At 38.4% G+C, this 24,983-nt stretch carries 23 protein-coding genes, 1 pseudogene and 1 other annotated feature; of the genes and pseudogenes, 16 read left to right on the top strand and 8 right to left on the bottom strand.

Translation table 11 applies throughout. The features are described 5' to 3' along the window. Positions 1 to 301: 301 nt before the first annotated feature. The 3 genes from JOC76_RS24610 to JOC76_RS24600 all read left to right on the top strand — a co-directional run bounded on the left by JOC76_RS24610 (position 302) and on the right by JOC76_RS24600 (position 2,985). The gene (locus JOC76_RS24610; protein WP_205181416.1) at positions 302 to 550 is read left to right on the top strand and encodes a hypothetical protein; all 249 of its coding nucleotides are present in this window, start codon (positions 302 to 304) and stop codon (positions 548 to 550) included. A gap of 102 nt (positions 551 to 652) precedes the next feature. Next, entirely contained in the window at positions 653 to 1,432 is a 780-nt protein-coding gene (locus JOC76_RS24605) for an alpha/beta fold hydrolase (RefSeq protein WP_205181415.1), read from the top strand. Between the two features lie 167 nt (positions 1,433 to 1,599). Then, positions 1,600 to 2,985 (top strand): amino acid permease, encoded by a 1,386-nt coding sequence (locus JOC76_RS24600; protein WP_239557952.1) that lies wholly within the window; start codon positions 1,600 to 1,602, stop codon positions 2,983 to 2,985. Between the two features lie 53 nt (positions 2,986 to 3,038). Here the strand turns inward: JOC76_RS24600 and JOC76_RS24595 are convergent, their stop codons facing one another. Continuing rightward, positions 3,039 to 3,431 (bottom strand): hypothetical protein, encoded by a 393-nt coding sequence (locus JOC76_RS24595; RefSeq protein ID WP_205181414.1) that lies wholly within the window; start codon positions 3,429 to 3,431, stop codon positions 3,039 to 3,041. Between the two features lie 205 nt (positions 3,432 to 3,636). Between JOC76_RS24595 and JOC76_RS24590 the strand changes: the two genes are divergently transcribed. Then, positions 3,637 to 4,635 (top strand): LLM class flavin-dependent oxidoreductase, encoded by a 999-nt coding sequence (locus JOC76_RS24590; protein WP_205181413.1) that lies wholly within the window; start codon positions 3,637 to 3,639, stop codon positions 4,633 to 4,635. Between the two features lie 41 nt (positions 4,636 to 4,676). Here JOC76_RS24590 and JOC76_RS24585 read toward each other — a convergent pair whose 3' ends face one another. After that, positions 4,677 to 5,840 (bottom strand): glycosyl hydrolase family 18 protein, encoded by a 1,164-nt coding sequence (locus JOC76_RS24585; RefSeq protein WP_205181412.1) that lies wholly within the window; start codon positions 5,838 to 5,840, stop codon positions 4,677 to 4,679. Between the two features lie 196 nt (positions 5,841 to 6,036). Here JOC76_RS24585 and trhO point away from each other — a divergent pair, with 196 nt between their 5' ends. Together trhO and pepF are read left to right on the top strand one after the other, a co-directional pair. Next, positions 6,037 to 6,987 carry an oxygen-dependent tRNA uridine(34) hydroxylase TrhO gene (gene trhO, locus JOC76_RS24580; RefSeq protein ID WP_205181411.1) on the top strand — a complete coding sequence of 317 codons (951 nt, stop codon included), beginning with the start codon at positions 6,037 to 6,039 and terminating at the stop codon, positions 6,985 to 6,987. A gap of 161 nt (positions 6,988 to 7,148) precedes the next feature. Next, entirely contained in the window at positions 7,149 to 8,936 is a 1,788-nt protein-coding gene (pepF, locus tag JOC76_RS24575) for an oligoendopeptidase F (protein ID WP_205181410.1), read from the top strand. 43 nt (positions 8,937 to 8,979) lie between these two features. On the opposite strand, the gene JOC76_RS24570 is transcribed toward pepF, so the two are convergent. After that, complete coding sequence (locus JOC76_RS24570) at positions 8,980 to 9,669, bottom strand: hypothetical protein (protein WP_205181409.1); 690 nt, start codon at positions 9,667 to 9,669, stop codon at positions 8,980 to 8,982. A 188-nt stretch (positions 9,670 to 9,857) separates the two neighbouring features. On the opposite strand from JOC76_RS24570, the gene JOC76_RS24565 reads away from it, so the two are divergent. The 7 genes from JOC76_RS24565 (at position 9,858) to JOC76_RS24535 (ending at position 17,751) form a co-directional block, all read left to right on the top strand. Continuing rightward, positions 9,858 to 12,059, top strand: coding sequence for a sensor histidine kinase (locus JOC76_RS24565; RefSeq protein ID WP_205181408.1), 2,202 nt, complete (start codon positions 9,858 to 9,860; stop codon positions 12,057 to 12,059). Then, on the top strand, positions 12,031 to 12,696 hold the full coding sequence (locus JOC76_RS24560; RefSeq protein WP_205181407.1) for a response regulator: 666 nt from the start codon (positions 12,031 to 12,033) through the stop codon (positions 12,694 to 12,696). Before JOC76_RS24565 ends, JOC76_RS24560 begins: the two co-directional genes overlap by 29 nt. 120 nt (positions 12,697 to 12,816) lie before the next feature. After that, positions 12,817 to 13,731 (top strand): hypothetical protein, encoded by a 915-nt coding sequence (locus JOC76_RS24555; protein ID WP_205181406.1) that lies wholly within the window; start codon positions 12,817 to 12,819, stop codon positions 13,729 to 13,731. A gap of 22 nt (positions 13,732 to 13,753) precedes the next feature. Continuing rightward, positions 13,754 to 14,395, top strand: coding sequence for a DUF4129 domain-containing protein (locus tag JOC76_RS24550; protein ID WP_205181405.1), 642 nt, complete (start codon positions 13,754 to 13,756; stop codon positions 14,393 to 14,395). Continuing rightward, a complete protein-coding gene (locus JOC76_RS24545; RefSeq protein ID WP_205181404.1) occupies positions 14,392 to 15,516 on the top strand; it encodes a DUF4350 domain-containing protein in 1,125 nt (374 codons plus the stop codon). Before JOC76_RS24550 ends, JOC76_RS24545 begins: the two co-directional genes overlap by 4 nt. Then, entirely contained in the window at positions 15,513 to 16,442 is a 930-nt protein-coding gene (locus JOC76_RS24540; protein WP_205181403.1) for an AAA family ATPase, read from the top strand. The genes JOC76_RS24545 and JOC76_RS24540 overlap by 4 nt, the downstream gene beginning before the upstream one ends. After that, entirely contained in the window at positions 16,393 to 17,751 is a 1,359-nt protein-coding gene (locus JOC76_RS24535) for a DUF58 domain-containing protein (RefSeq protein WP_239557951.1), read from the top strand. Before JOC76_RS24540 ends, JOC76_RS24535 begins: the two co-directional genes overlap by 50 nt. Here the strand turns inward: JOC76_RS24535 and JOC76_RS24530 are convergent. Continuing rightward, a complete protein-coding gene (locus tag JOC76_RS24530; RefSeq protein ID WP_205181402.1) occupies positions 17,729 to 18,709 on the bottom strand; it encodes a stage II sporulation protein M in 981 nt (326 codons plus the stop codon). The genes JOC76_RS24535 and JOC76_RS24530 overlap by 23 nt on opposite strands. 109 nt (positions 18,710 to 18,818) lie before the next feature. Between JOC76_RS24530 and JOC76_RS24525 the strand changes: the two genes are divergently transcribed. After that, positions 18,819 to 19,622: an RDD family protein gene (locus JOC76_RS24525; protein ID WP_205181401.1), complete on the top strand. Its 804-nt coding sequence runs from the start codon at positions 18,819 to 18,821 to the stop codon at positions 19,620 to 19,622. Between the two features lie 119 nt (positions 19,623 to 19,741). Here JOC76_RS24525 and JOC76_RS24520 read toward each other — a convergent pair. The 4 genes and pseudogenes from JOC76_RS24520 to JOC76_RS24510 form a co-directional block, all read right to left on the bottom strand. After that, positions 19,742 to 21,097 (bottom strand): annotated as a pseudogene (locus JOC76_RS24520) (aldehyde dehydrogenase). Positions 21,098 to 21,119: 22 nt separating this feature from the next. After that, a complete protein-coding gene (locus JOC76_RS30615; RefSeq protein WP_275591408.1) occupies positions 21,120 to 21,254 on the bottom strand; it encodes a hypothetical protein in 135 nt (44 codons plus the stop codon). Positions 21,255 to 21,481: 227 nt separating this feature from the next. Further along, positions 21,482 to 21,838, bottom strand: a complete 357-nt coding sequence (locus JOC76_RS24515; RefSeq protein ID WP_205181400.1) for a spore coat protein — start codon at positions 21,836 to 21,838, stop codon at positions 21,482 to 21,484. Between the two features lie 28 nt (positions 21,839 to 21,866). Further along, on the bottom strand, positions 21,867 to 22,130 hold the full coding sequence (locus tag JOC76_RS24510) for a ferritin-like domain-containing protein (protein ID WP_205181399.1): 264 nt from the start codon (positions 22,128 to 22,130) through the stop codon (positions 21,867 to 21,869). A 272-nt stretch (positions 22,131 to 22,402) separates the two neighbouring features. Here JOC76_RS24510 and JOC76_RS24505 point away from each other — a divergent pair, with 272 nt between their 5' ends. Next, positions 22,403 to 22,747 (top strand): FliH/SctL family protein, encoded by a 345-nt coding sequence (locus JOC76_RS24505; RefSeq protein ID WP_205181398.1) that lies wholly within the window; start codon positions 22,403 to 22,405, stop codon positions 22,745 to 22,747. 92 nt (positions 22,748 to 22,839) lie between these two features. Next, positions 22,840 to 23,114, top strand: a binding site (T-box leader). A 60-nt stretch (positions 23,115 to 23,174) separates the two neighbouring features. Then, positions 23,175 to 24,812, top strand: a complete 1,638-nt coding sequence (gene metG, locus JOC76_RS24500) for a methionine--tRNA ligase (protein WP_205181397.1) — start codon at positions 23,175 to 23,177, stop codon at positions 24,810 to 24,812. The last annotated feature ends 171 nt before the right edge of the window (positions 24,813 to 24,983 follow it).

Genomic DNA, 24,983 nt, shown 5'->3' with positions numbered 1-24,983 from the left:
TGAATATTAAGCGGATTCTAAAGCTCCTAAATGAAAAAGTGTAAAAGAAGACAAAGAAAAAGGTGACATTTCATCAAATTTAAGACGGAATGTCATCTTTTTTTATTAGCTCAAAATGAAAAGTTTAAAAAACGTAAGTTTTTCAGTGCCCTCCGCAAAAGCGCCGAGGAGGCTCCCCGGCACGCCCGCGGGTTTGCTGAGCGCCTGGAGCGGAAATCAACAGACAAATTTGAAAAATGATGTATGTAAAATTTTCCATTAGGCATACTAAAATGGAGAATAAGATTAAAGGAGTCCATAAATGTTAATTGAAGAAGGAAATAAGTATCAAATTTCGCAGTTTGCAAAAGGGTTCTTCAACTCTGCAGAAACCATGACGGTAAAAAGCTTTAACGGCATCACCGTTCAGTTTACACTTGGAGATAGTAAAGGGCATGGTTCAATGCCAGTCGAACACATGCAATACTTATTAAAAAAATCAAACTTAACTTTTATTCCAAATAAGAGATTATTAATAAATAATGAGTTAAACGAAGAGCAAATTGGGTAAACATATAGCATTACTTCTTAAAAAGAGGTAATGCTTTTTATTTATTGATTTTGCTTGTCCTATTATATGATAAATAAAAAGATTAAGGAGTGATTTTATTTTATGGAAATGAAAAGCCTATCATTAAAAAATTCGACTATCACATACATAGATAAAGGAGCGGGTAAGCCAATTGTGCTTCTACACGGATTTTGTGGCAGTTCAGAGTATTGGTCAGACGTCATACCGGTGTTGTCCGAAAATTATCGGGTGATCGCTCCGGATTTACCGGGACATGGCGGATCTGCAACTGTTTTAGAGGACTATTCCATTTCAGATATTGCCGATATGCTTAAAGAACTTTTAGATCATTTGAATCTCGATAAGATAACCATGTTCGGCCATTCGTTAGGGGGCTATATTACGCTTGCTTATGCAGAGAAGTACAGTGATTCTTTAAATGGACTTTCACTTGTTCATTCCACAGCTTTTCCTGATTCTGAAGAGGCAAAGCAAGGCAGAACAAATAATATTGTAAAGGTGAGGACAGAAGGGATCAAGGGGCTAATTGATGGCTTGATTCCGAAGCTTTTCTCGCCGGATCATCTTGACAAACAGTATGTGGAAACGGCAAAAGAGATTGGCTATCGTACACCTTCAGAGGGAGCAATCCATTCTTTAAGTGCTATGAGAGACAGACCAGACCGGAATCATGTGTTGGAAACGACTTCGTTACCGGTACTGCTAATAGCCGGTGAAAAAGACCAAGTTATTGCACCTGAAAAAACTTTTTCGGTTAGTAAGGAAAATATTAAGCAAACCATAATCAAGGATTCTGGACATATGAGTATGTATGAAAATCCAACGAAGTTGATTATGGTAATGAAAGACTTTCTAGTATAAAAAGAAGGAGGAGGAGGACTTTTTTAGTTTCTTCCTTCTTCTTTTTATATAAGTCCGTCAGTTCTGTTCCTTTTTTACGAAACTCTAATCTAGAATAGGTAAGATTATAATTCCGCATTCTAAGGATTAGAGTTTTACTAAAAGAGGGTGTTATTATTTTAAAAACATTGAAAAACGGTATCAATTTACCACGTGGTGAAAAGCCCGAAGAAGCTGGTCGTAGTGGTCTTAATGCTGTAAGCTTGGCTGGACTTGGCATTGGCGGTGTGATTGGGGCAGGTTTTTTTCTGGGGTCAGGATTAGCTGTACGTGAAGCAGGTCCATCCGTATCTATAGCCTTTTTAATTGGCGGAGTCATGATGATGCAGGTTCTTGGAGCAATGACAAGTATAAATGTGAATCGGCTGGAACGTGGATCGTTCCGTGTCTATGTGGAACAGTTTCTTGGTTCCTATGCTGGCTTTTTAGTTGGGTGGGCTGTATTTGTTTCCAGTATTTTGGGAATTGGATCGGAAGCAATTGCAATGGGAGTCTTTGTACACTTTTGGATGCCCCATATTGCACTACCGATTTTAGCCACTACGTTTACGGGGATTATTATTTTGTTGAACTTAATGGATATGAAACAATTTGGACGTATAGAATCTGGAATGGCTGCAGTAAAAGCTCTAGCTATTTTGCTGTTTATCTTTCTTGGAGGTTATGCCTTCCTAACACAAGTGGGCTTTACTTCTTCAAGTCCATTTTCTAGCGGGCACGCCTTTTTTCCTACAGGCTTTTCTGGCTTGTTTCAATCCATGCTTGTTGTTGTTTTCTCATTTTCAGGGATAAGTGCAGTTGCTATGGCAGCAACAGAGGTATCAAATCCTCGTGTTGAAATACCACGTGCAACAAGATATTTGTCATTTGGGTCGATTTCACTATATGTCCTTGCAATGCTGGTTTTAGTAATGATTACACCTTGGAATACGGTGTCAACAAAAAAATCACCATTTGTCCATGCTTTTGATGTAATCGGAATGGATTGGGCAGCGGAAGGTTTAAATGTCATTATTTTACTTGCCGCATTTTCTGTCATGGCTGCAAGCTACTTTGCTTCCATTCAGTTAATAGTATCACTATCTGTAGCTAAAAAGGGACCAAGGTTATTTCTTCAGCATTCAAGTCGAGGATTTTACCGTAATGCCTGGATGGCAGTTGGCCTAGGAGTTTTAATCGTAGTTGGATTGTCCTTTTTACTTCCTTCTAATTTATATAGTTATTTGGTTTCAGCCTCTTCATACTTCACTTTTTTAAATTGGACTCTGAACCTAATCACGTATCTGCTTTGGCGGAAAAACAAAGGGGAAAAAGAAACATTTGAATCTAAATTAATCTGGGGGCACCTGGGGGCTTATGGAACAATTCTATCAATCCTACTTTTGTTCGTTATTAGCTTACGTGTGCATGATTTTCGATTGGGCTTTTATGCTTTCTTAGGGTTTGTAATTGTCATAAGCATCTCCTATTTCTTTTGGTCACGTAGAAACCTGCATAGAATACAACAACAATAATATTAATTTTTATATGGTATTAAAAAGTCCCAACTTTTGTGTTGGGACTTTTATTATTCTAAAGGAACATTACCTTGGTAATCTCCATTAAGGAAAGTTGCCATCCATTTCGTTCCTTTGCTATCTTTAAATGGTAGTCCTACGATCATGATGGGAAGTTGATTATGTTTATAGACTTGCACTTCACTAGCACCCAACCATTTATAACCCTTTGACATAAGATCTTTTTTGACAGTTTTAAATTCGTTATTACTGATAAGGTCTGCTACAATTTTATTTCTTTCAGCTCCTAAAATAGGAGTAACGTCATGACAAGCACAGTCTTCATTTTGGCTTGTTACAAAAGTTGAAACGGTTGCTTCTTCTGCTTTAGCCGTATTTCCATATGTCACAAACAAAGAAACTGCCACTAATAATCCGCCAATAATTGTTATTAATTTTTTCAATTTTCTTCCTCCTTTTTTTAATTCTCATTAATTTATTCGCTCATATTCGACAATCTCCTTTAAAAAATTGGAAAAAAATTCGACAATTGTCAAATTTTTGTGGCAGATTTATGAAATCCGATATTTACCTTGAGGTACTAAATTTGATTGAGAAATATCCTAGTGCTATGCTTTTATAAAAATAATAAGAAAAGAGGTGACTATCATGAGATTAAGTATTCTAGATCAATCCCCAATTTCATCCAATCAAACTCCACAAGAAGCACTATATGAATCTATGAAACTGGCTCAAATCGGAGAAAAATTAGGCTACACGCGTTACTGGATTGCCGAACATCATGATTTACCAGGACTTGCCTGTCCGGCTCCTGAAGTGATGCTTGGTTTCATCGGTGCCCATACGAAAACCATTCGGATAGGTGCAGGTGCTGTCTTGCTTCCACATTACAAACCATTTAAAGTCGCTGAGGTTTACAATATGTTGGCGACATTATTTCCAGGTCGTATCGATGTCGGGATTGGCCGGGCTCCAGGTGGTTCTGCAGAGGTAACCAATGCCTTATCCGATAATTTTTTACAACAGGTCTGGAACATGCCAACCTCCGTATCTAATCTGCTTCATTTTTTAGACAATGATTTTCCTGCTGTCCATGAGTATTCCAAAGTGACAGCTTCCCCAATACCTAGTGTTCCTCCTGAACCATGGCTGCTGGGTACAAGTAAAAAAAGCGCCTTGCTGGCAGCGGAAAACGGGATGTCCTATGCATTTGGGCAGTTCATGAGTGACAATGACGGCCCTGCAATCATTCAACAATATTTAGAGTCATTTAAGCCGAGAAAACAAGGGCAAAAGCCTGAAGTGATTGTGACTGTAAATGCAATTTGTGCAGAGACCGATGAGAAAGCGCAAGAGCTTGCTTTAAGTACCCTTATATGGTCACTACAAAGGGGAAAAGGGGAAAGAAATGGGGTTCCTTCCATTGCGGAAGCGAAGCAGTACGAGCTAGATGAAAAAGAACAGCATACAGTTGAAAAAATGAAGCAAAATATGATTATAGGCAATCCTAAAAAGGTTGTTAAAAGGTTAGCTGAAATAGGAAGACAATATCAAGCAGATGAAATTATGCTTGTAACCATCACTCACTCGCCAGAGAATCGTGTGAAGTCCTATCAATTGATCGCAGAAGAAGCTTTTCAATTATAAAAAAGGCTATACACTCATGTGCGAGTGTATGGCCTCAATTTCTAATTAGCTTTCACAACTGTATAGTATTTAACAGGAGAGTTAATAGATTCCTTGATTGTATTCGAAATGGAACTAGTTAGACTATTGGATCCTTTGGCATCAAGTCCAAGCTCCCAGATCATCATTCCGCCAAAACCATTGTCTAAAGCCAGTTTCGTTTTCCTTTTCATTGTTCCAGTACCATTATAATAGTAGGTCGTTCCGTTCATATTAATAGTGTCACTGCTGGCATTAGCGGGATTTTGATTAATAATCGCACCATAAGATACCTGTTTAATGTTAGGATTTGCCGGCTGGGCGTAAAATGGAACCCCAAGAACTAATTTTTCTTTTGAAATCTTTTGTTCATCAAACAATTGGCTCCAATAGTTCACAATTTTCTCCGTAAATGGATATGGTGATAAGTTAGCCGCATTATAACTTCCATCCCATTGTCCGTCATATGCCATAATATTGACATGATCAACGTCCTTGAACATAGAAGAATTGTATTGTACAAATCCTGATACAGTTAAAGTTTCGGCATTAATTTTAGCATTTACAGCAACTGATAGTTCCTTCTTTTTCGCATGAAGCTGTGTGCTTAACTCTTTTGTAAAAGCGGCAAGATTGTCAGCATCCGCTTTGGAATGGGGATGTTCAAAATCAATATCAATCCCATCAAGCTTTTCACGAACTGCTATACTAGTAAGATTGTTAACTAGCTTTGTACGGGAAGCTGGACTTGAAATGGCTGCTTTAAAATACGGATAGGATTCTCCACCGTTCATATGATACCAACCACCAACAGCGAGCTCCACTTTTGTATTGGTTTTCTTGGCATTAGCGACAGTGGTCCGCAGGTTTTTTAATGCCGTATCACCATTTAGTAAAAGACCACCATCCTTAGTGGGATGTGCAAATGAGAAGATAACATGTGTTAATTTACTATAGTCTACTTGGTTTGGGTCTCGAAAATCCTGGATATACCCCATCAACACTTTTGACTGTGTTTTTGCTACTTCAGGTAATTCTTTTGTCTCTGGTTTAATTGCCGATTGCGGTGCTTTCCCAGATGTAACGTTTTTCTGTGGCATAATCGTTGTGAACTGTAATCCTGTATAGATTCCTCCAAGGAAGGTAAGAACAATGACCATTACAAGGAGGAGAAATCGTTTATTCATAGGATGGTTCCTCCTTTTATTTTCTATCAAATTGTAACAGAATACAGGGTTAAGAATGGATGGTAATTTCCACCTTTCTAAAATTAAATTATTTACCTAGGTAAATAGATTTGAAAGCTTAATAAGTTTCTGATATAATCATAAGGTTAATGTTAAAAACTAACACATTTATATAAAGATTTAAGGGTGGTTAATAATGAATCAAGACTATAGAGTATTACTTTATTATAAATATGTAGAAATCGAAAACGCTGAGGAATGTGCAAATGAGCATCGACAATTTTGTAACGACCTCGGCTTAAAGGGACGAATTATCATCGCTGCTGAGGGAATTAATGGTACGGTGTCAGGCACCATTGAACAGACGGATGCTTATATGAAATATATGGACGAGCACCCACTATTCGCTGGTACTTGGTTTAAAGTGGATGAAGCATCTGAGCATGCTTTTAAAAAGATGAAAGTCCGTTACCGTTCTGAGCTTGTAACGCTTCGTTTAGAAGATGATGTGGATCCTAACGTGTTAACCGGTAAGCATTTAAAGCCAAAGGAATTTTATGAGGCCATGCAAAGGGAAGATACGGTTGTGATTGATGCCCGCAATGATTATGAGTTTGATTTAGGTCATTTCAGAGGGGCTGTTCGACCAGATATCTTGAATTTCCGTGATCTGCCAGATTGGATTAGAGAAAATAAAGAACAATTTGTTGGCAAAAAAATCCTCACTTATTGTACAGGTGGAATTCGTTGTGAAAAATTCTCAGGCTGGCTCCGTAAAGAAGGTTTTGAAGATGTGTCGCAGCTTGAAGGTGGAATTGTGACGTACGGAAAAGACCCAGAGGTTAAAGGAGACCTATGGGATGGTCAGTTATATGTGTTCGATGAGCGGATTAGTGTGCCAGTTAATCGCAAAGAACATGTGGTGGTCGGTAAGGATTACTTTAGCGGTGAACCATGTGAGCGTTATGTAAACTGTGCCAACCCTGAGTGTAACAAAAAAATCCTTTGCTCTGAAGAAAATGAACACAAACATTTACGAAGCTGTTCCCATGAATGCCGTGTACACCCAAGAAACCGTTATGTTGCACAACACGGCTTAAGTGAAGAAGAAGTAAATGAAAGACTAATGGCTTTAAGCCACAATTAATATGTAAAAGCAGGTCATGTTCATAGGCCTGCTTTTATTCATACCCAACGAATTCTAACATAAAAAAGGAAAATCGTTGATACATATGGAATATACTTTTGAGTTTAATTCATTTTTGAAAATGGAAAATAATACAGTAAGGAATTGAAGGGAGACAATCCATGACCACCTATACAAGTAGAAATGAAGTCCCTATCCATGAAAAATGGAATTTAGCCGATATATACCCAGATATCAGCCATTGGGAAAAAGATTACCAGTTAATCGAGCAAATTGCTGTCAATTTAAAGCAATTTGATGGAAACATTAAGGATGGCCATTCTCTATATGAATATCTTAAACAAAGGGAAGAACTCTCTTTCCATCTTAACAAGGTCTATGCCTATGCGATGTTAATGGTTGATGAAAATACAAGAGAAACCCTTCCGCAATCCTATTTAGACAAAGCAAAACAGCTTAGTGTAAAAGTCAGTGCTGCAACATCCTTCTTTATGCCTTTTTTACTTAGTTTAGATGAAGAAACATTAAAAGGATATATCAAAGCAGAAGAAAGCTTAACCTACTTCGAAGAGGATTTACTTGACTCTTTCCGTTACAAAAAGCATGTATTAAGTAAAGAACAAGAAGAACTCCTCTCTCAATTAGGGGAAGCTTTGTCGGTTCCAAGTCATACCTATGGAATGATTAATAACGCCGACATTAAATTTGGAGAAGTAACGAAGGAAAATGGTGACCGGGTCGAATTAACGCGCGGCATGTATGCCAAATTAATTGAAGATGAAGACCGTGAAAAACGGAAAGAAGCATACAAAGCCTATTATCAGCCATATGTACAATTAAAAAATTCGATTGCATCGACCTTATCAGCGGCTATCAAAAATAATGTTACCTTAGCTAAAATCCGTCAATATCCTTCTGCACTTGAAAAAGCACTTTTTAGTGACAAAGTACCGCGAGAGGTTTATGAAAATCTGATTCAGACAACAAAAGAAAACATCGCACCAATGCACAAGTATACAAGGATACGAAAGGAAAAATTGCAACTCGACGAAATTCGCCAGTATGATATGAGCGTCCCGCTTGTCAGTGGTGTAAGACAAGTGATTTCTTACGAAGAAGCCTATGAAACGATGCTGAAAGCACTGGCTCCTTTAGGGGAAGATTATCTTACCATTCTAAAAGAGTTTAAAGATGCGAGATATATTGATGTTCGCGAAACACCAGGGAAACGCTCAGGTGCTTATAATCTTGGCATATACGGTGTCCATCCGTTTATTTTGTTAAATCACCAAGATGATTTGGATAGTTTGTTTACCTTGGTGCATGAATGCGGTCATGGTGTTCACAGCAAGTTAAGCTCACAGTATCAACCTCAAATAACGGCAGGTTACAGTATTTTTGTGGCTGAGGTTGCTTCTACAGTAAACGAGGTTCTTTTAATCAACTACTTATTAAAGAATGAGGAAGACACCAACGTACGCAATCACCTGCTTAATCATTTTATCGACCAATTCAAAGGGACCTTTTTTACACAAGTCATGTTTGCCGAGTTTGAGATGAAAACCCATGACATGGCTGAGAAGGGAATCCCATTGAATGTGGAAGTATTTAACCAAACCTATGAAACCTTGTTTAGGGAATACAATGGGGAGGACATTGTCTTTGACGAGGAAGTCAAATATGGCTGGTCAAGAATTCCCCATTTCTATCGACCGTTTTATGTCTATAAATATGCGACTGGATTTGCCTCTGCTATTCACTTGGCAACGAGGATCTTTGAAGGTGATCAAGAAACCATTCATGCCTATCTAGAATTTTTAAAAAGTGGAAGTTCTGATTATCCGTTAGAATTATTAAAAAAGACTGGTGTTGATTTAACGACACCAGACCCAATTGAAAATGCCCTTAAACGATTTGGCGAGCTAGTCAAAGAATTTTCACAAATCTAATCCAATAAGAACCCGGGGAATCATTGTTCCCTGGGTTTTGACATTATAATACTAATTTATTTTCTTGCTGGCTTGAGGTTGTTTGTGCTTTTTCAAAGGCTAAAATGGCCCCGAACCAGACAAAAATCAGATGAATGTAAGCAAAAGAAATTTCTAGGAGATGAATATGAACTGGAACAATCATGCCAATGATTTGAATAACCAAAACCACTAATGTAAAGATGGCAGGTGCTTTAGGCAACACTTTTGCACGGTACGTAGAAATTCCTAATAAAATCAGTCCAATAAAGATCCCTGGAATAAGTGGAATAAATATAGCAAGCTGTAGTGGGAATCGATCTATGGCCATGTTATTAAAAAGGTCTGTTACATGCTGCAAATCTTTAGCTGTATGAACAAAATCGAAAATGATTGGATAGGCAATAATTTGAACAGGACCATGGAAAATTTCCAGCATTAAACCGATGAATAATAAGGGGAATGCCATCCAGCCCCACCATTTTAAATGGCCAGACTGACGTAAAAATAAGGCAGGTAATCCCATTAGGATAAATGTAGAAGCATAGGCTAAAAGAACATGTATATTCACCGCGCCTTTTAAAAATTCTGGGATATCTTTTACTGTTTCAGGGACATCCCCGAGATGAACCAACTGGCCAGTAAACCCCATCATTCCCCCTATCAATAATAAAAACCCGCTGAACTTTAGAAAACCTTTTGGAATGGTGATCATTGTTATTCCTCCTGTGTAATGATTTGTTTTTGTTTACACCTGAATCATACCATCCCACCACTACCCGGTTGGTAGAGACTCTTTTTCCCAAAGATTAGGAACTAAGTTAGGAATCTTAAAATATGTTTACAGAACAGTCTGATTATTGGTACAATTTTTCTGTCACTTGATTAATGGGAGAAGTGGTTATGATATCAACGAATCTTTTATCTTCAGATGGAAAGATGGTTTGGTTACGAAGAGGGTTTCTTTCAATAAGTTTACTTACTGTTATTTTGTTTATCGTAAGTGCTCCACAATACTATCAATATATTAAATCGAATTGTATTACTCACAGTTGCGAAGCTTTTTATAATCCTGCCCCAGGAAGCGGGTGGCTTAAGGAGCATGGCATCACAGCTTCGGAATATGCATTTGCCTATGATGCGATTTATGTGATGTTTGGATTAGTTTATATCTTTATTGGTTTAGTGATTTTGTGGAAAAAATTTTCCAACCTTATTGGATTGATCGGGAGCTACATGCTGATTTCGCTTGGAGGGACTTTTACGCCAATCATGTGGGGGTTAAAAGTCATTCATCCGGTTTTTCGTATCATTGTTCAAGTGATTGAAGCAAGTGGGATGGCGGCTTTTATCCTTTTCTTTTTCCTCTTTCCAAATGGGCGGTTTGCCCCAAAATGGTCTAAATACCTATGTGTTGTCTTGATAGGTCTTCGAGTTCCAGGGATGTTATTCCCAAAAACTTATGTAGATCTACAATTTGTCTCTAATTGGCTATTTGTTTGCTGGTTTATTCTTTGGATCGGGAGTTTATTATCTGTCCAAATTTATCGTTATCGAAGGATTCTGACCCTAGTCGAAAAGCAGCAAGCAAAATGGGTCGTCTACGGAGCAACGTTAGCACTCATCGGACTATTTAGTTTAACAGCTATCTATATCATTACCGAAAATTCAATCGTGAAGATGCCTAATCAGCTATTTTACATGGAAATTGGGATTCACACCACGATGCTTTTAATTCCAGCAGCTATTTTAATAGCCATGATGAAACACAGATTATGGGATATTGATTTGATTGTTAATCGAACACTCGTTTATGGGATTATGACAGCGTGTACGGTAGTGGTATATATCATTGGGGTTTGGTACTCTAGTTTATTGTTTCAAACAAATAACAATTTAATCAGCTCGCTGATTGCGACAGGAATTGTAGCTGTTTTGTTCGCTCCTGTAAAAGAAAAGGTCCAACGTTTTATTAATCGGCGGATGTATGGAGAAAATGAAGAACCGTATATGGTCTTATTTCGTTTAGCAAAAGAACTAGAACATCCTAATGATCCGGATTCGGTCTTACATTTGGTAGTTAGGACCATTAAAGACTCCTTAAGGACACCTTATGCAGCTCTATCACTTTATCAATATGGTGAAACAGTCGTCGCAGCGGAAGATGGTATTTATAGTGAAGACTGTATATCGTACAGTCTTATTTATCAGGGACATGAGATTGGAGAAATTAAGCTGTCAAGACGTACTCCAGGTGAGTCCTTTAATTCATCTGATGAAAAATTTATTGATATTCTTATACGCCAAGCAAGTGTGGTGGTGCAAAGTGCCAAAGTGTCAAAGGACTTAATTCTATTGGCCGAAGATTTACAAGAATCTAGGGAAAGCCTTGTTTTTGCTAGAGAAGAGGAGAGAAGGAAGCTTAGAAGCAATCTTCACGATGATTTGGCACCCCGGCTCGCTGCCTTGGCATTAACTGCAGCGGCAGCTGAGGAATTAGTTGATCGTAATCCATATGCTACGAAAGATATTCTTGGTGAACTACGGACAACGATTCGCCAAACGGTGGCTGAAATCCGCGGATTAGTTTATGATTTGCGTCCACCTACCCTCGATCAGATGGGTTTAATCGGGGCAATACATGAAAGAATAAAGGATTTGTCAGAGACAATCCCAATACAGAAAGGATTAATAAACACGGACCGAGTCGTTTTTACCTTTAATACTCCAAACCAATTGCCGCCCTTGCCAGCTGCGGTGGAGGTGGCTGCATATCGAATCGTGACGGAAGCCATCGTGAACGTCATCCGTCATGCAAGAGCAAAGACATGTAACATTAGTCTTGTATTTAATCAGCACGGAGAGCGGGAGTGTGGGCTGGAAATGAAGATTGAAGATGATGGAATCGGGGTATCTCCAATTAGAAAAAACAAGAAAAATAGTGGAATTGGGATTGGCTCAATGAAAGAAAGAGCGGCCGAATTGGGTGGACGTTTTCAGCTTAAGACCAATACTCAGGGAGGAACGGTCATTACTGTATTTTTACCGGTTCATACTTATCTAATGGGGGATGTAAATGAAAAAAGTGAAGATTTTAATCGTTGACGATCACCCTCTTTTTCGTCACGGTGTAAAAACCCTCTTTTTGACCACACCTGACTTAGAGGTGATTGGTGAAGCAACATCTGGAGAAACTGCCATTCAAATGGCCCAATCACTTACTCCTAATGTGATCCTGATGGACTTGCGCATGTCAGGGTGTAACGGAATTGAAGCAACAAGAGAGATTATTAAATCTAACCCAGAAACACAGATCTTGATTTTAACGATGTTCCAGGATGATCATTCCGTTTTCGCTGCGATGAGGGCAGGTGCGAAAGGTTATGTACTTAAAGATGCAGAAAAAGAGGACTTACTAAATGCGATACGTGCCGTGGCTAATGGTGGAGCCATCTTTAGTCCTGGAATTGCCTCCAGAATGATTGATTATTTTGCCATGGCCCGACCGGCAGCTCCAAGGGAGGCGTTTCCGGATTTAACCGAGAGGGAGCGAGAAGTACTTTATTTGATGGCGGACGGTACTACCAATTCAGGAATAGCAGCAAAACTGAAAATCAGTGGAAAAACGGTCTCCAATTATGTCACCAATATATTAAATAAACTGCAAGTTACTGACCGAGATGAGGCCATTCATTTGGTCAAAGAATCCCGTTTAGGAAATGAAGATGGACCAGAACGATAGATGAAAAAAAGGCCTTACTCAAAATCATCGAGTTTGGCCATTTTTTGTGGTTTTTTACAGCTTTTTACACTGAAGTTTTGTTAAAATAAAACTAAAAACAAGTATTAGGGGGATTACGACTTGGATTCTAAGTTTACTAAGCCAAAAGGATTTGGAGAAATATTAGATCATACCTTCAGTTTATGTAAAAATCGATTTAAGGATTTTTTTATGATCTTCATTATTTTTATGGGCCCCATTTATTTACTTCAGGCGATTGTTCAAATTGCTACTGGTGCAAGCTTTTTTCGTGAAACAGGAAAAGGGGGACAATGGTACGAACAAATTCTCTCAAACCTCAATAATTCTAGCTCCTATGATTCGAGCAACATAGGGGCAGATATAGGGCTAATCGTCGTTGGATTACTGAGTGCGTTGCTTTTTCCAATTGCCGAGGCTGCCATTTTATTTGCGGTCAATCATATCCGAAAAGAGGAGCAGTATACAGTTCGCTCGGTTATAAAACAAGCTTTTCGTCGGTTTTGGCCCATTTTAGGCAGTTCCATTTTATTTGGACTTATATTTTTAGGGATCTTCTTAATCCCTATTGCCATTTCAGGGGTAATAGGTGGAATTCTTGCAGCAGCAGCCCATCCCTTTATAGGTATTTTAGTTGGCGTTATGTTATTTATCCCGTTAGCCATTGGGGGCGGTCTATTAATTACTAGATGGAGTTTTTACTTTGGGTCTGTTGTGCTTGATAAGGTATCACCAGGTTTCTCCCGAAGCTGGCGGCTCTCGAAGAAACGGACTTGGGCATTATTGGGGCTGTACATTGTGTTTTACTTGATTGTCACTATTATTAGCTTTGCCGTAGAATTAACTTTCGGGGCATTATTGGGGGATAGTGTCTTATTAGGCCTCATTTCCAATCTGGCTTCATTATTTACAACGATGATATTCTCTGTCGGCTATGCGATTATGTATCTAGACTTAAAAACAAGAAATGATGCTGATGATTTAAAGGAATTAATTGAAGATTATCATTCTATTTGAAGACCTAAGTTAGGTGATGGTTATGTTAAATGCAAACAAAGCGAGAGACGATATTGAAGAGATTTTAAAAAGAAAAGAATATCAAGTTTATTACGATCACCCAAAAGGGTTCATCGAAACATGCTGGGATAAGGCGAAAGAATGGATTGCCGCTCAACTGGAAAAATTATTTCCGTCTTTTCAATCTGCAAGTAGTGCTTCAAGTGCCATTTTGATTGGAATGATTGTGATGGTCATAATGATATTAGCGGTTGCAGCGTATTTACTCATTCGAAATGTGAAAAGGAATCGTCTATTACGGAATCAAAAGCCACTTCAATCAGTAAAGGACCGAAATTGGACTTTTGTACAGCATATAAAAGAGGCGGAGCGCCTCGAATCTCTCGAGGATTATCCGGGCTCCACCCGCCACCTTTTTCTTGCGATGCTCTTGTTTTATCATGAAAAGAAGTGGCTGGAAGCTCGAATCTGGAAAACAAATTGGGATTACTTTGATGAACTAAGAAAAGTAAATAAGCAAAATGCTGACCAATTTAACGAGCTGGCACAATTTTTTGAGGATGTTACCTATGGAGAACGAAACATAAGACCTGAAGAATTTGAAACATTTAGGACAAAAATCAAAAACATATTGGCTGAAGGGGTGGGGGAAGGTATTTCATGAAGACTCATTCAAAAATACGTGGGTGGGTTTGGTTTTTGGTTTTGCTTCTGCTCTTTATAGCCGTTAGCTATTTTTCCTATACACCCAAGCCAAATCCTTATCCCAATTATATCACCACCTCCCCTTCTCCGACTGGATTGAAGGCGCTGTATACATATTTAAAAAAAGATAAAGAGGTAAAAAGCTGGAACCATTCCCCTGATTTACTCCCTAAAGAGGATGAGCACCAGATGCTGGTGATGGCGGGTCCTGCTTTTATACCTGAAAAAGAGTTAATGAATGATTACATTCATTTTATCCAGTCCGGAAATACGATTCTAATATTGAAAACAAATCCAAAAGGGATGTTTAATGTCGATGTCGATTATATTCAAATGGATCGTCAATTGACGACAATCAAAGACCAGAATCATCATACGTTTAAGGCTGATGTGATTTCTGATGTTCGAATTCGTACAAAGAAAAATGATCAAATTATCCTTTCTGATTCATACGGACCGATTGCGATCAAAAGGCCTTATGGGAAGGGATCTTTAATCGTTGCAATCACTCCTGAATGGTTTACGAATGGCAAACTCCTAAAAAAAGATCATTTGCCGCTTAGTTTTCAACTTTTAAATCAAGGTAAACCGGATAGCCTGTTATTCGATGAATATACACATGGCGGAGAAAATGAATCGACCATTTTGACCATATATCCAATGTGGTTTTTGGTTCTAATTTTTCAAGGAATTCTTTTGTTGCTGCTGTGGTTATGCTATCAGGGAAAACGATTTGGGCCGCTTATGCAGCCAAGAGAGGATTGGATTCGATTTAGTGATGAGGGTATTCAAGCGATTGCTGCCTGGTATATAAGAGGTAGACGTTATCAGGATTCACTCGCCATTCAAGAAGATTATGTAAAAGTGTTAATCCAAGAAAGATGGCAAATTCCATACAGTAAGGAATGGCAGGACATAGCGCCATACGTTGAAAGGAAATGGATGAGACTGACAGGAAGTGAAATCAAAGCTTTCTTAAATGGTTTAACCGGTGTCTTAAGTAAAGATAAAATTAATAAACAAGAGTATCTTTTATGGTCAAGAAAACTAGACGAATTACGAAACGAGGTTGAATCATGAAGACAGAATTAACATCCTTTTTAGAAAAATATGAGGAGCGAATCTTAGGACAAAGCCTTAATTTAAGACTCCTTCTTTCGGCTATCCTATCTGGCGGACATGTACTGTTAGAAGGAGTGCCAGGCACCGGGAAAACGCAAATGGTAAGGACACTTGCTGAACTTCTTGGTGGTAGTTTTAACCGGATTCAGTTTACCCCTGATTTACTGCCAAGTGATATAACAGGCAGTACGATTTATAACATGAAAGAGAGTACCTTTCAAACCCTAAAGGGACCGATTTTTACCAATATATTGTTAGCCGATGAAATTAACCGTACACCCGCTAAGACACAAGCAGCTCTTTTAGAGGCAATGGAAGAAAAGCAGGTAACCATTCAAGGAGAAACCTATCAATTGCCGGAGGTATTTTTTGTGGTAGCGACGCAAAATCCGATTGAATTTGAAGGGACCTACCTACTACCGGAAGCACAGCAGGACCGTTTTTTATTTAAGCTTTACATTGATTTCCCAACTTTCGAAGAGGAAAAACATGTGTTAAAACTAGTGATTGAAAATAGTTTTATGGAGAATCCTCTCACCTCTATCTTGGACATAGAGACCTTTTTATCGATAAGACGTGAAATCGAGAGAGTAACTCTTAGTGAGAATGTTCTGGGTTATATCTTGCAGATGGTCAGAAAAACTCGTGAGTCGGAATCAATTCGCTTTGGGGCTAGTACTAGAGCAGGAATTTCAATCGGCAAGGCGGCTCAAGCTTGGGCCTATCTATCAGGGAGAGATTATGTAACGCCGGATGATATTAAAATGGTGGCTAAACCGGCCTTACGACATCGGATTCTATTATCTCCGCATATAGAATTGGAGGGAGCGACCGTTGACCAAATCATTGAAGAGCTTGTGGGCTCGGTTCCTGTTCCAAGATAAAGGAATTTTACCTACCAAACGTTTTTTGTTTGTCTACCTTTTTATTTCTCTGGTATTCATGTGGGGTTCGATTTTGGGACTTTCATGGGCTTTTATCATTACCTTTAATCTATTAACAATATGTATTAGTTTACTGGACTTGCTTTTTTCACCAAGAAAACAACAGCTTACCATTACTAGAATGTTACCAACTGAGTTGGAAAGAGGCATCTCTTACTCCATTGAAATTGAGATTAGCAATTCCTCTCCCTATTCTCTTTTTTACCGGTTGGTGGACGGTTTGCCACTGTCCTTTAACTGGCCGTTTCCGTTGAAAGGACAAATCCCTAAGGATTCGGCACAAGTGATTACTTACCATACAACTGCAAAGGTTCGAGGTAATTATGATGTAAAAAAGCTGTATTTTCGTTATAGCAGCCTAATAGGATTATGGGAAAAACAGACGACTGTTGACTTAGCACAATCTGTAAAAGTGATTCCCGATTTAACGGAGACCAAACAATATTTAGAAAACGCGCAGCAATTTTTAAAATATGAAGGATTAAAAATCCGCAGACAGCGAAGAGGTGTTGGTGATTTTTCCAAGATTCGAGAGTTTGTCGTTGGTGACGATCCACGGAAAATTAACTGGCGTCAGACAGCTAAGCTGCAGGAAGTAATGACGAACGAATATGAACCAGAGCATGGTAAATACATTACGATTTTAATTGATTGCGGAAGAATGATGGGAGCGGAATTAAAGAAGGGAAACCGGTTAGAAAAGTCGTTAGAAGCTGCCTTGACGGTTACCGCTGCAGCTTTAAAGAACGGAGATTATGTTTCGGTCCTTGCTTTCTCAAAAGAAATTCATGTCTTTGTTCCGCCTGCTAAAGGAATGACCCATCTACAGACGATTTTACAAGCCATCTATAATTTAAAGGTAGATGCTTCAGAATCCAATTACGGTGCTGTCTTACGCTATTTAGAAACGGTGCAAAAGAAACGAAGTCTATTGTTACTATTTAGTGATATCTCTACTTTTTTACATGAGGAAAGTGCTTTAGTCTATTTACAGCGGCTGCGAAAACGTCACTTGTTTTTGATGATTGGTGTGGAGGACCAAACACTGTTAAAAAGAGTTCAAGGAGCGCCTGACACTATGCAGCATGCGATGGTGAAAAGCATTGCCCAGCAGCAAATCCTATTTAAAAAAAGAGAAAAAAATAGATGGGAAAAACAAGGCCTCCAGATGATTGAGGCCCGCGAGGAAAAATTGGCAGTGACAGCCGTTTCCCATTATATTGAGATTATGAATCAAAGTCTTTTATAAGCATGGATTTGGCCCATTTCAACTTACCGATGATTACATATAGAATGAGCCCGGCAACGGTTAAGAGTGCGACGAAATATTTTGCTTCTAACGAAATTTTTGCAGGGGTGATAAAGCCTTCTATCATCCCTGCTATGACAAACAATGGAATCGTTCCAAGGAGTAGTTGAACGGATCGCTTGGCATGTAGCTTTAATTGATAGCCTCTCGTGTATTGCCCTGGAACAAAGAGCTTATAGCCCATTAATAGACCTGCTCCACCGGCAATAAATATGGCTGTCAGCTCAATCATTCCATGCGGTACAATATAAGCCCAAAAATCATACGATTTGCCGTGATGCCAAAAAAGGGCAGCAAGCGCGCCAATAATGATACCATTGTAGACCATTAAATAGACTGTCACCAGTCCAAAGGTAATTCCCCCGGCGAAGGCAAAGATTGCTACTTTAATATTGTTGGTCATAATTTCTGCTGACATGAGAGAAGAATCAAGGGCGTTTGTTCCTTTTCCTAATTTGTCAGGGTCAACCCCTTGGGAAATTTCAGCAGGGAGGATGGAATAAATATGGAGAGGGTCATTCATTACCGAAAGAAAGCTGCCAACCGCGCCAATTAAAAATAAGATAAAGGCTGCTGTGACAAATTTCCATTGCTCTAGCAATAGGCCAATAAACTTTGTGCTGAAGAAGTACTGAATCTGTTTAAAACTCGACACCTGATTTTTATACAAAAGATTATGGGCTTTTGATACAAGACCGTTTAAGTAAATCGTTATTTCCTCATTAGGAAAATAAGTTTGGCTATAGGAAAGATTTTGGGCAGTTTTTTGATATAATCGATGAAACTGTGTGATGGTATCACCGGTATAATGCCTTTTTTGCTTACTTAATAGGGTTACAAATTGTTCTAGTTGTTTCCACTCTTCACGGTGCATTTTTACAAATTGCTTAATATTCATTTTGACACCTTCTTTCACCGGAGCTTTGTAAATTATTATACGTTTCTCCTTATTATAGAAAAATAGTAGGAAAATAGAAAGATTCAACAAGATTTAAGGGGGAAATTTAATGACGCAAGATCAGATAGATATCAAAACACCTGAATATGTAGCCATCCAGTTTCGAATGGCCGGATTAGGAAGCAGAGCGGCTGCGTATATGATTGATCGTGTCCTGCTATTACTCGTCAATATTATCATCATAGTAGTTCTTTTTTTCGTATATGATGGGATGGATTCGCTGCCGTTTTTTCTAAGGGATAGTTCCGTTCCAATCGCAATTGCTGTCATTGGCTTGTTTATCATCAATTGGGGCTATTTCTTCTTCTTTGAGTTTTTCTCAGGCGGTAAAACCCTTGGGAAAAGAATGGTAGGCATTCGAGTAATTCAAGACAACGGGCATAGCATTACATTGCTTTCAAGTTTTATCCGAAATCTCGTTCGTATGATTGATTCACTGCCAACTGCCTATTTTCTCGGTATTATTTTGATCTTTTTCCATCCTAAACATAAACGGCTCGGTGATCTAGTGGCCGGGACCATTGTGGTTCATGAGCGAAAGGCGAAAAAGAAAAATAAACCTTCACACATTGAAAAAGAAATCAATTTGCGGGGGCTAAACAAAAATGATCTTCATTTGGATGAATGGACAGTAGGTTCGTTTAAGGAAAAGGATTGGAAGCTTGTCAGTACATATGCGAACCGTTTTTTACAAATTCCACAAGAGGATAGAAATGAATTGACCAAACAAATTGCAGACCTCCTTCTGCCAAAGTTAGGATTTGAAGTGATTGGAAAAAGTGAAATAGAATTAGAAAATATCCTTCTTGGTCTTTATTTCATCCTTAAGGATGAATGGGAATTTGAACTTTAACATAAATCCTCAGCACATTTGTAAATGGTCGAATGTGGAATGACCTTTGGAACCGCCTAAATACAGAAAAGGCCTTGATTCACTTGAGTCCAGGCCTTTTCTTCTTACTTCATAAACATCTAAATTTTTTCCAACCCATTCTTTACATTTGGATAGCGGAACGGTATATCAAACTTGGTCGTTTGTTTAAGGACGCTTTTTTGATGGGAGAACGTATCAAAATTACCCTTCCCATGATAGGCTCCAATCCCGCTGGTACCGACCCCGCCAAACGGGAGGTATGGAGAAACAAAGTGATAAACAGTATCGTTCACACAGCCGCCCCCGAAGGAGACTTTAGTTAAAACATCTTCTTGAATGTGATTGTTTTCTGTGAAAATATAAAGAGCAAGCGGTTTCGGGTGACGATGGATTCCCTCGATTACTTCTGTTAAGTTGTCATATTCGAGCACTGGCAGGATTGGTCCAAAGATTTCATCCTGCATTATGGAATCCTCCCAGGTAATATCGGTTAATACGGTTGGCTCAATCGTTAAGCGTTCCTTATCCGTTTTCCCTCCCATCAAAACTTTCCCATCATCTAAAAAAGAAGATAAGCGATTAAAATGCCTTTCGCTTACAATCCGAGTAAAGTCAGGATTCTTTAAAGGCTCCTGCCCGTATAGTTCAGAAGTTGTTTCCTTGAATTGCTGAAGGAACTCCTGCTTAATTCTTTTATGAACATACAAATAATCCGGGGCAATACAGGTTTGTCCAGCATTGGTAAACTTTCCCCAGGCGGTTCGCTTAGCAGCCAGCTTTAGATTAGCATCCTCGTGAACAATACAAGGACTTTTTCCACCAAGCTCTAAGGTCACCGGTGTTAAATGTTTCGCCGCAGCTTCCATAATGATTTTTCCAACAGGGACACTTCCGGTAAAAAAGATATAATCAAGCGGTTCATTCAGTAAGGCCTGACTCGTTTCAACGCCTCCTTGCACAACCGCAATATACTCTCCAGGAAAAATTTCTCGGATAAGTGTCTGTAATATTGCAGATGTTTTTGGGGTTAATTCAGACGGTTTAATAATGGCGGTATTTCCGGCGGCAATCGCACCGATTAACGGAGCAACCGCTAATTGAAATGGATAGTTCCAAGGTGCAATGATTAACGTGACCCCATATGGTTCAGGATAAATATAACTATTCGAACCAATATGGGTAACCGGTGTTTTAACCTTTTTGGGCGCAGCCTATGAACGTAAATGTTTAATTGTAAACCGAAGTTCTTCCAATATAAACCCAATTTCTGAGGTGTAGGCATCAAATTCAGATTTATTTAGGTCGGTTCTCAAGGCTTCCATTAGTGTTTTTTCATTATTTTTAATCGCATTTCGTAATTTCTGGAGTGCTTCGAGACGGAATGCAATATTTTTTGTTTTTTCTGTTTTGAAAAAGGATTTTTGCTTGGTAATAAGAGAACTGTATGTCTCCATTTTGTAGCCACCTTATAAATTTTTATTCTTTAATTAGCTGGTATAGTTGGTATAAATCATCTTTAAAGAAAATTCGTGGTACAGGATCGAGAGGATTCGCTTCTTCATGTGCCCGCTCAACCATAAGTAGTATATCACTCTCAATTATTGCGTTCACTTTTTGGGATGCTCATACTTTCATTCAAAGGCTTGATTGCCTAACGAATGTGTTTGCCTTTTGTTCTTTTGCTCCTGCAGGATTGCGATTCCGACTATTTCTATAATTTAAATTCCGAAAATATGACAGCGTTTAGGAAAAAAAGAATCGTGAAGATTATTCTGCTATTTTATTTTGAATGATTATAAAGGGGAGGATTAAAAAAAGCCTAGAATCCTAGGCTTAAATTAGTATGGGAACTGTGAGGAATAGTTATTAAATTGCTGATAGGCCTGATCAATTTTCTGTTGTTCCTCAGCTTCAAGCTTGTACCAGCCATGCTGGAACATTAAATTATAAAGCTCCCGAGCGGTTTGGTGTGTTTCATTTAAGATTTGCAGCATTTCTTGATGCAACTGTTCATGGCTGGCTTCGCGAACCGCAATGTTTAAGCTGTCAGTTAAGTATTTACAGGTACTAAGTGCATCGTTGATATAATCACGATCATTCATTTCCGGACTTTTTACTTTTGGCAATTCACCTGTTTGGGGATTGGCAATTTGCATTTTGTTTTGGTTTTGTTGTGATTGTTGTTGGTTTTGCATCTTATAACCTCCAATTTTTCTATATTGTTTACTGTAGTTGTGTGTTAGGTAAGCTTGCTAAAGCTGCATCATTGTCAACTTGAAGATGTGTAAGGATTCTTTGGAAATGATTTTGGTGCATTTGCCCGGCTCTTTCGAGTGCATCCTTAAATTGTGGGTTTTGCACTTGCTGTGCCATCGAATGGAATTTTTTAAAGGTCAGCAGCTCCCATGACATGGCATCTTTTAAATACATTACATCCTTTGTAGTAATCGCACGAGGTGGATTAGGAATAGGTGGTTGATTCATCATTTGCATAGTAAAACTCCTTTTCAGTTTGTTATTTACAAATTTAGAATTTACAATAGGCAGGCATTTTATGAAAAATACGGATATCAAATTAGTAAGAGCATATGATTCCTTTCAAGGCATAAACATAATGGGAGTAGGAACATACTTTCCTTTTTAGTACATTATTTCTTTGTGTATTCTTTATTCGAGTTAATATTTGTTCCTCCTGTCATTTTATTGGAAAGGCTCATCTGTTTCTTAAGGTGCATACCATATCGGCAGGTGGTGAGGATATGTATAATGAAACTGAAAATCTGTTAAATGAAAACCAATATGAAATACCTGATTTTTATGACTTAAGGCAAAACCTAGGTCCATTGAGTAGCGCAGAAACGAGTCAAACAGCTATGCATCTGGCAGGATTTCAAGCTGGGTTCCAGGCGGGATTCCAATCAGGGTTTCAAGCAGGATTTCAAGCAGGAACTCCACATTTGGAACAAACACCGGAAGCACAAACCGTTACACAAATTGGAACGCAAGCTGAAGCACAGACAGGGACACAAGCAGGTCAACAAACAGAACGAATGTTCTTTGGTCCTCACGCTGGTCATCAATTTGGTCCAAGGGACTTAGAATAATAAGGATATTGAGTAGCCTCTAGTTTATTATTTAGATTTAATAACATGAAAATATTGACTTGAAGAAATATTTTGAATAAACTATTGATAAATTAAAAGCAATGAAGAGAAAAAGTAAAATGTTACTGTTTTTCACCAGAGAGCTTCGGTAGCTGAAAAGAAGCAAAAACATGCATTTGAACAATGGTCTCTGAGCTGCGTACTGAACGTACTTTGGTATTAGTAGGATACGACGAGATTTGGCACTCGTTATCAATGTCACAGTATAAGAGTAGCAACTGTTTACTCCGTACTTGCTGAGGCAAATGGTGTGAGCCATTTGTGAAATAAGGTGGTATCACGTGGTCATTCAAACCTCGTCCTTAACTATTGCAGTTAAGGCGAGGTTTTTTTGTTTTTTAATAAATGATAATTGGAGGTTTTATCTATGAGTATTTTTATTGGAGGAGCTTGGGCCTATGCAAACGGCTCATTACATTTAGGTCATATTTCTAGTTTATTACCTGGGGATATTCTTGCGAGATATTACCGTTTAAAAGGAGAAAAAGTTTTGTATCTATCGGGAAGTGATTGTAATGGTACGCCGATTACCGTTAGAGCAAAACAAGAAGGAGTTTCTCCAAGTGTGATTGCTGATCGTTACCACCAAGAATTCGAAGATTGTTTTTCAAGATTAGGATTCTCATACGATACCTATACTAGAACGGATACAGAACATCATCATAAAATCGTCCAAGAGATCTTTTTAGAGTTACTTGAAAAAGGACTTATATACAAAAAAGAAATCGAACAGACTTATTGTGAACATTGTCAGCAGTTTTTGCCGGACCGTTATGTTGAAGGTATTTGTCCGGTTTGTAAGGAACCTTCTCGTGGAGACCAATGTGATCATTGTTCTACTCTACTAGAACCGCTTGAATTACTTGAAAGAAAATGTAAAATTTGCGGAAATGAACCAACTACTCGATTCACAGAGCATTTTTACCTTTCTTTAAGCTCCTTCCAGACTGTTTTGGAAAACTATACTCAGGAAGCAGAAGACAAGCACCTTTGGAGGGAAAATGCGATCTCTCTTACGAAACGATATTTAAAGGAAGGATTGCAAGATAGAGCTGTTTCAAGAGATTTGCCAATTGGGGTAAGTGTTCCAGTTGCTGGATATGAAGATAAGAAAATCTATGTGTGGATAGAGGCGGTCTCAGGATACTACACAGCAAGTAAATTGTGGGCAAAAGAAACAAACCATGATGATTCAGCTTTTTGGAATGCTTCTGCTCAATCTTATTATGTTCATGGAAAAGATAATATCCCATTCCATTCGATTATTTGGGCTGGAATTCTGGCTGGACTTGGTAAAGAACCATTACCAACGCATATCGTTTCAAACGAGTATTTAACCTTGGAAAAGAAAAAACTATCAACTAGCAAAAATTGGGCTGTTTGGGTTCCAGCTATTTTAGAAAAGTACGAACCAGACTCGATCAGATATTTCTTAACCATCAATGCACCAGAAAACCGTGATGCTGATTTTTCTTGGAAAGAATTCATTTACAGCCATAATAGTGAATTATTAGGGGCCTATGGAAACTTCGTCAATCGGACATTAAAATTTATTGAAAAGTCATTTGAAGGTCTTATCCCTGATAAGGACATAAATTCAAATATCAAGGATAAAGTGAACCTCTTATACATTGAAGTAGGTCATTGCATTGAAACAGCTTCCTTTAAACAAGGACTGGAAAAAGTATTTGAGCTTGTTAGATTCTCGAATAAGTATTTTGATGAACAACAACCTTGGAAACAAATAAAGGATGATACGGAGTCTTGCAAACAAACTCTGGCAGATTGCGTGTATCTTGTTGCAAACTTAGCTCATATCCTAACTCCGTTCCTTCCTTTTTCAAGCGAAAAAGTTAAGAGTTTGATAAGCACAACAGAAACCGAATGGAGAGCATTCTTAGTTGAACCTCAAAGATTGTCTCATGTAGAACCGTTGTTTAAACGAATTGATCCGGTAAGGATTGAAGAGGAACTCGAAGGGCTAAATAATCAATTGGTGAAATAGGAGTTATTGAATTTCATATTAATAAGCAAACTACCAAAAAAGAGCTGGATATTCTAGCTCTTTTAAATTTGATGTTAACGTTAATAAATATTTAGAGTATAGAGGGAATTTTATGTGTAATGTAGAAGTCATACCTTACAATTTTCATTTTAAATAAATGATTGAGGATGA

The sequence above is a fragment of the Neobacillus cucumis genome (assembly GCF_016908975.1).
In the GTDB taxonomy this organism is placed as follows: Bacteria; Bacillota; Bacilli; order Bacillales; family Cytobacillaceae; genus Neobacillus; species Neobacillus cucumis.
The sequence above is the reverse complement of the archived record's forward strand: the minus strand, read 5'-3'. Positions and strand labels throughout refer to the sequence as shown.

Excerpts from the sequence above, each read along its gene's own strand:
- JOC76_RS24610 (WP_205181416.1), top strand. The coding sequence starts at position 302 with ATGTTAATTGAAGAAGGAAATAAGTATCAAATTTCGCAGTTTGCAAAA.
- JOC76_RS24605 (WP_205181415.1), top strand. The coding sequence starts at position 653 with ATGGAAATGAAAAGCCTATCATTAAAAAATTCGACTATCACATACATA.
- JOC76_RS24590 (WP_205181413.1), top strand. The coding sequence starts at position 3,637 with ATGAGATTAAGTATTCTAGATCAATCCCCAATTTCATCCAATCAAACT.
- JOC76_RS24585 (WP_205181412.1), bottom strand. The coding sequence starts at position 5,840 with ATGAATAAACGATTTCTCCTCCTTGTAATGGTCATTGTTCTTACCTTC.
- trhO (WP_205181411.1), top strand. The coding sequence starts at position 6,037 with ATGAATCAAGACTATAGAGTATTACTTTATTATAAATATGTAGAAATC.
- pepF (WP_205181410.1), top strand. The coding sequence starts at position 7,149 with ATGACCACCTATACAAGTAGAAATGAAGTCCCTATCCATGAAAAATGG.
- JOC76_RS24570 (WP_205181409.1), bottom strand. The coding sequence starts at position 9,669 with ATGATCACCATTCCAAAAGGTTTTCTAAAGTTCAGCGGGTTTTTATTA.
- JOC76_RS24565 (WP_205181408.1), top strand. The coding sequence starts at position 9,858 with ATGATATCAACGAATCTTTTATCTTCAGATGGAAAGATGGTTTGGTTA.
- JOC76_RS24560 (WP_205181407.1), top strand. The coding sequence starts at position 12,031 with ATGAAAAAAGTGAAGATTTTAATCGTTGACGATCACCCTCTTTTTCGT.
- JOC76_RS24550 (WP_205181405.1), top strand. The coding sequence starts at position 13,754 with ATGTTAAATGCAAACAAAGCGAGAGACGATATTGAAGAGATTTTAAAA.
- JOC76_RS24545 (WP_205181404.1), top strand. The coding sequence starts at position 14,392 with ATGAAGACTCATTCAAAAATACGTGGGTGGGTTTGGTTTTTGGTTTTG.
- JOC76_RS24540 (WP_205181403.1), top strand. The coding sequence starts at position 15,513 with ATGAAGACAGAATTAACATCCTTTTTAGAAAAATATGAGGAGCGAATC.
- JOC76_RS24530 (WP_205181402.1), bottom strand. The coding sequence starts at position 18,709 with ATGAATATTAAGCAATTTGTAAAAATGCACCGTGAAGAGTGGAAACAA.
- JOC76_RS24525 (WP_205181401.1), top strand. The coding sequence starts at position 18,819 with ATGACGCAAGATCAGATAGATATCAAAACACCTGAATATGTAGCCATC.
- JOC76_RS24515 (WP_205181400.1), bottom strand. The coding sequence starts at position 21,838 with ATGCAAAACCAACAACAATCACAACAAAACCAAAACAAAATGCAAATT.
- JOC76_RS24510 (WP_205181399.1), bottom strand. The coding sequence starts at position 22,130 with ATGATGAATCAACCACCTATTCCTAATCCACCTCGTGCGATTACTACA.
- JOC76_RS24505 (WP_205181398.1), top strand. The coding sequence starts at position 22,403 with ATGTATAATGAAACTGAAAATCTGTTAAATGAAAACCAATATGAAATA.
- metG (WP_205181397.1), top strand. The coding sequence starts at position 23,175 with ATGAGTATTTTTATTGGAGGAGCTTGGGCCTATGCAAACGGCTCATTA.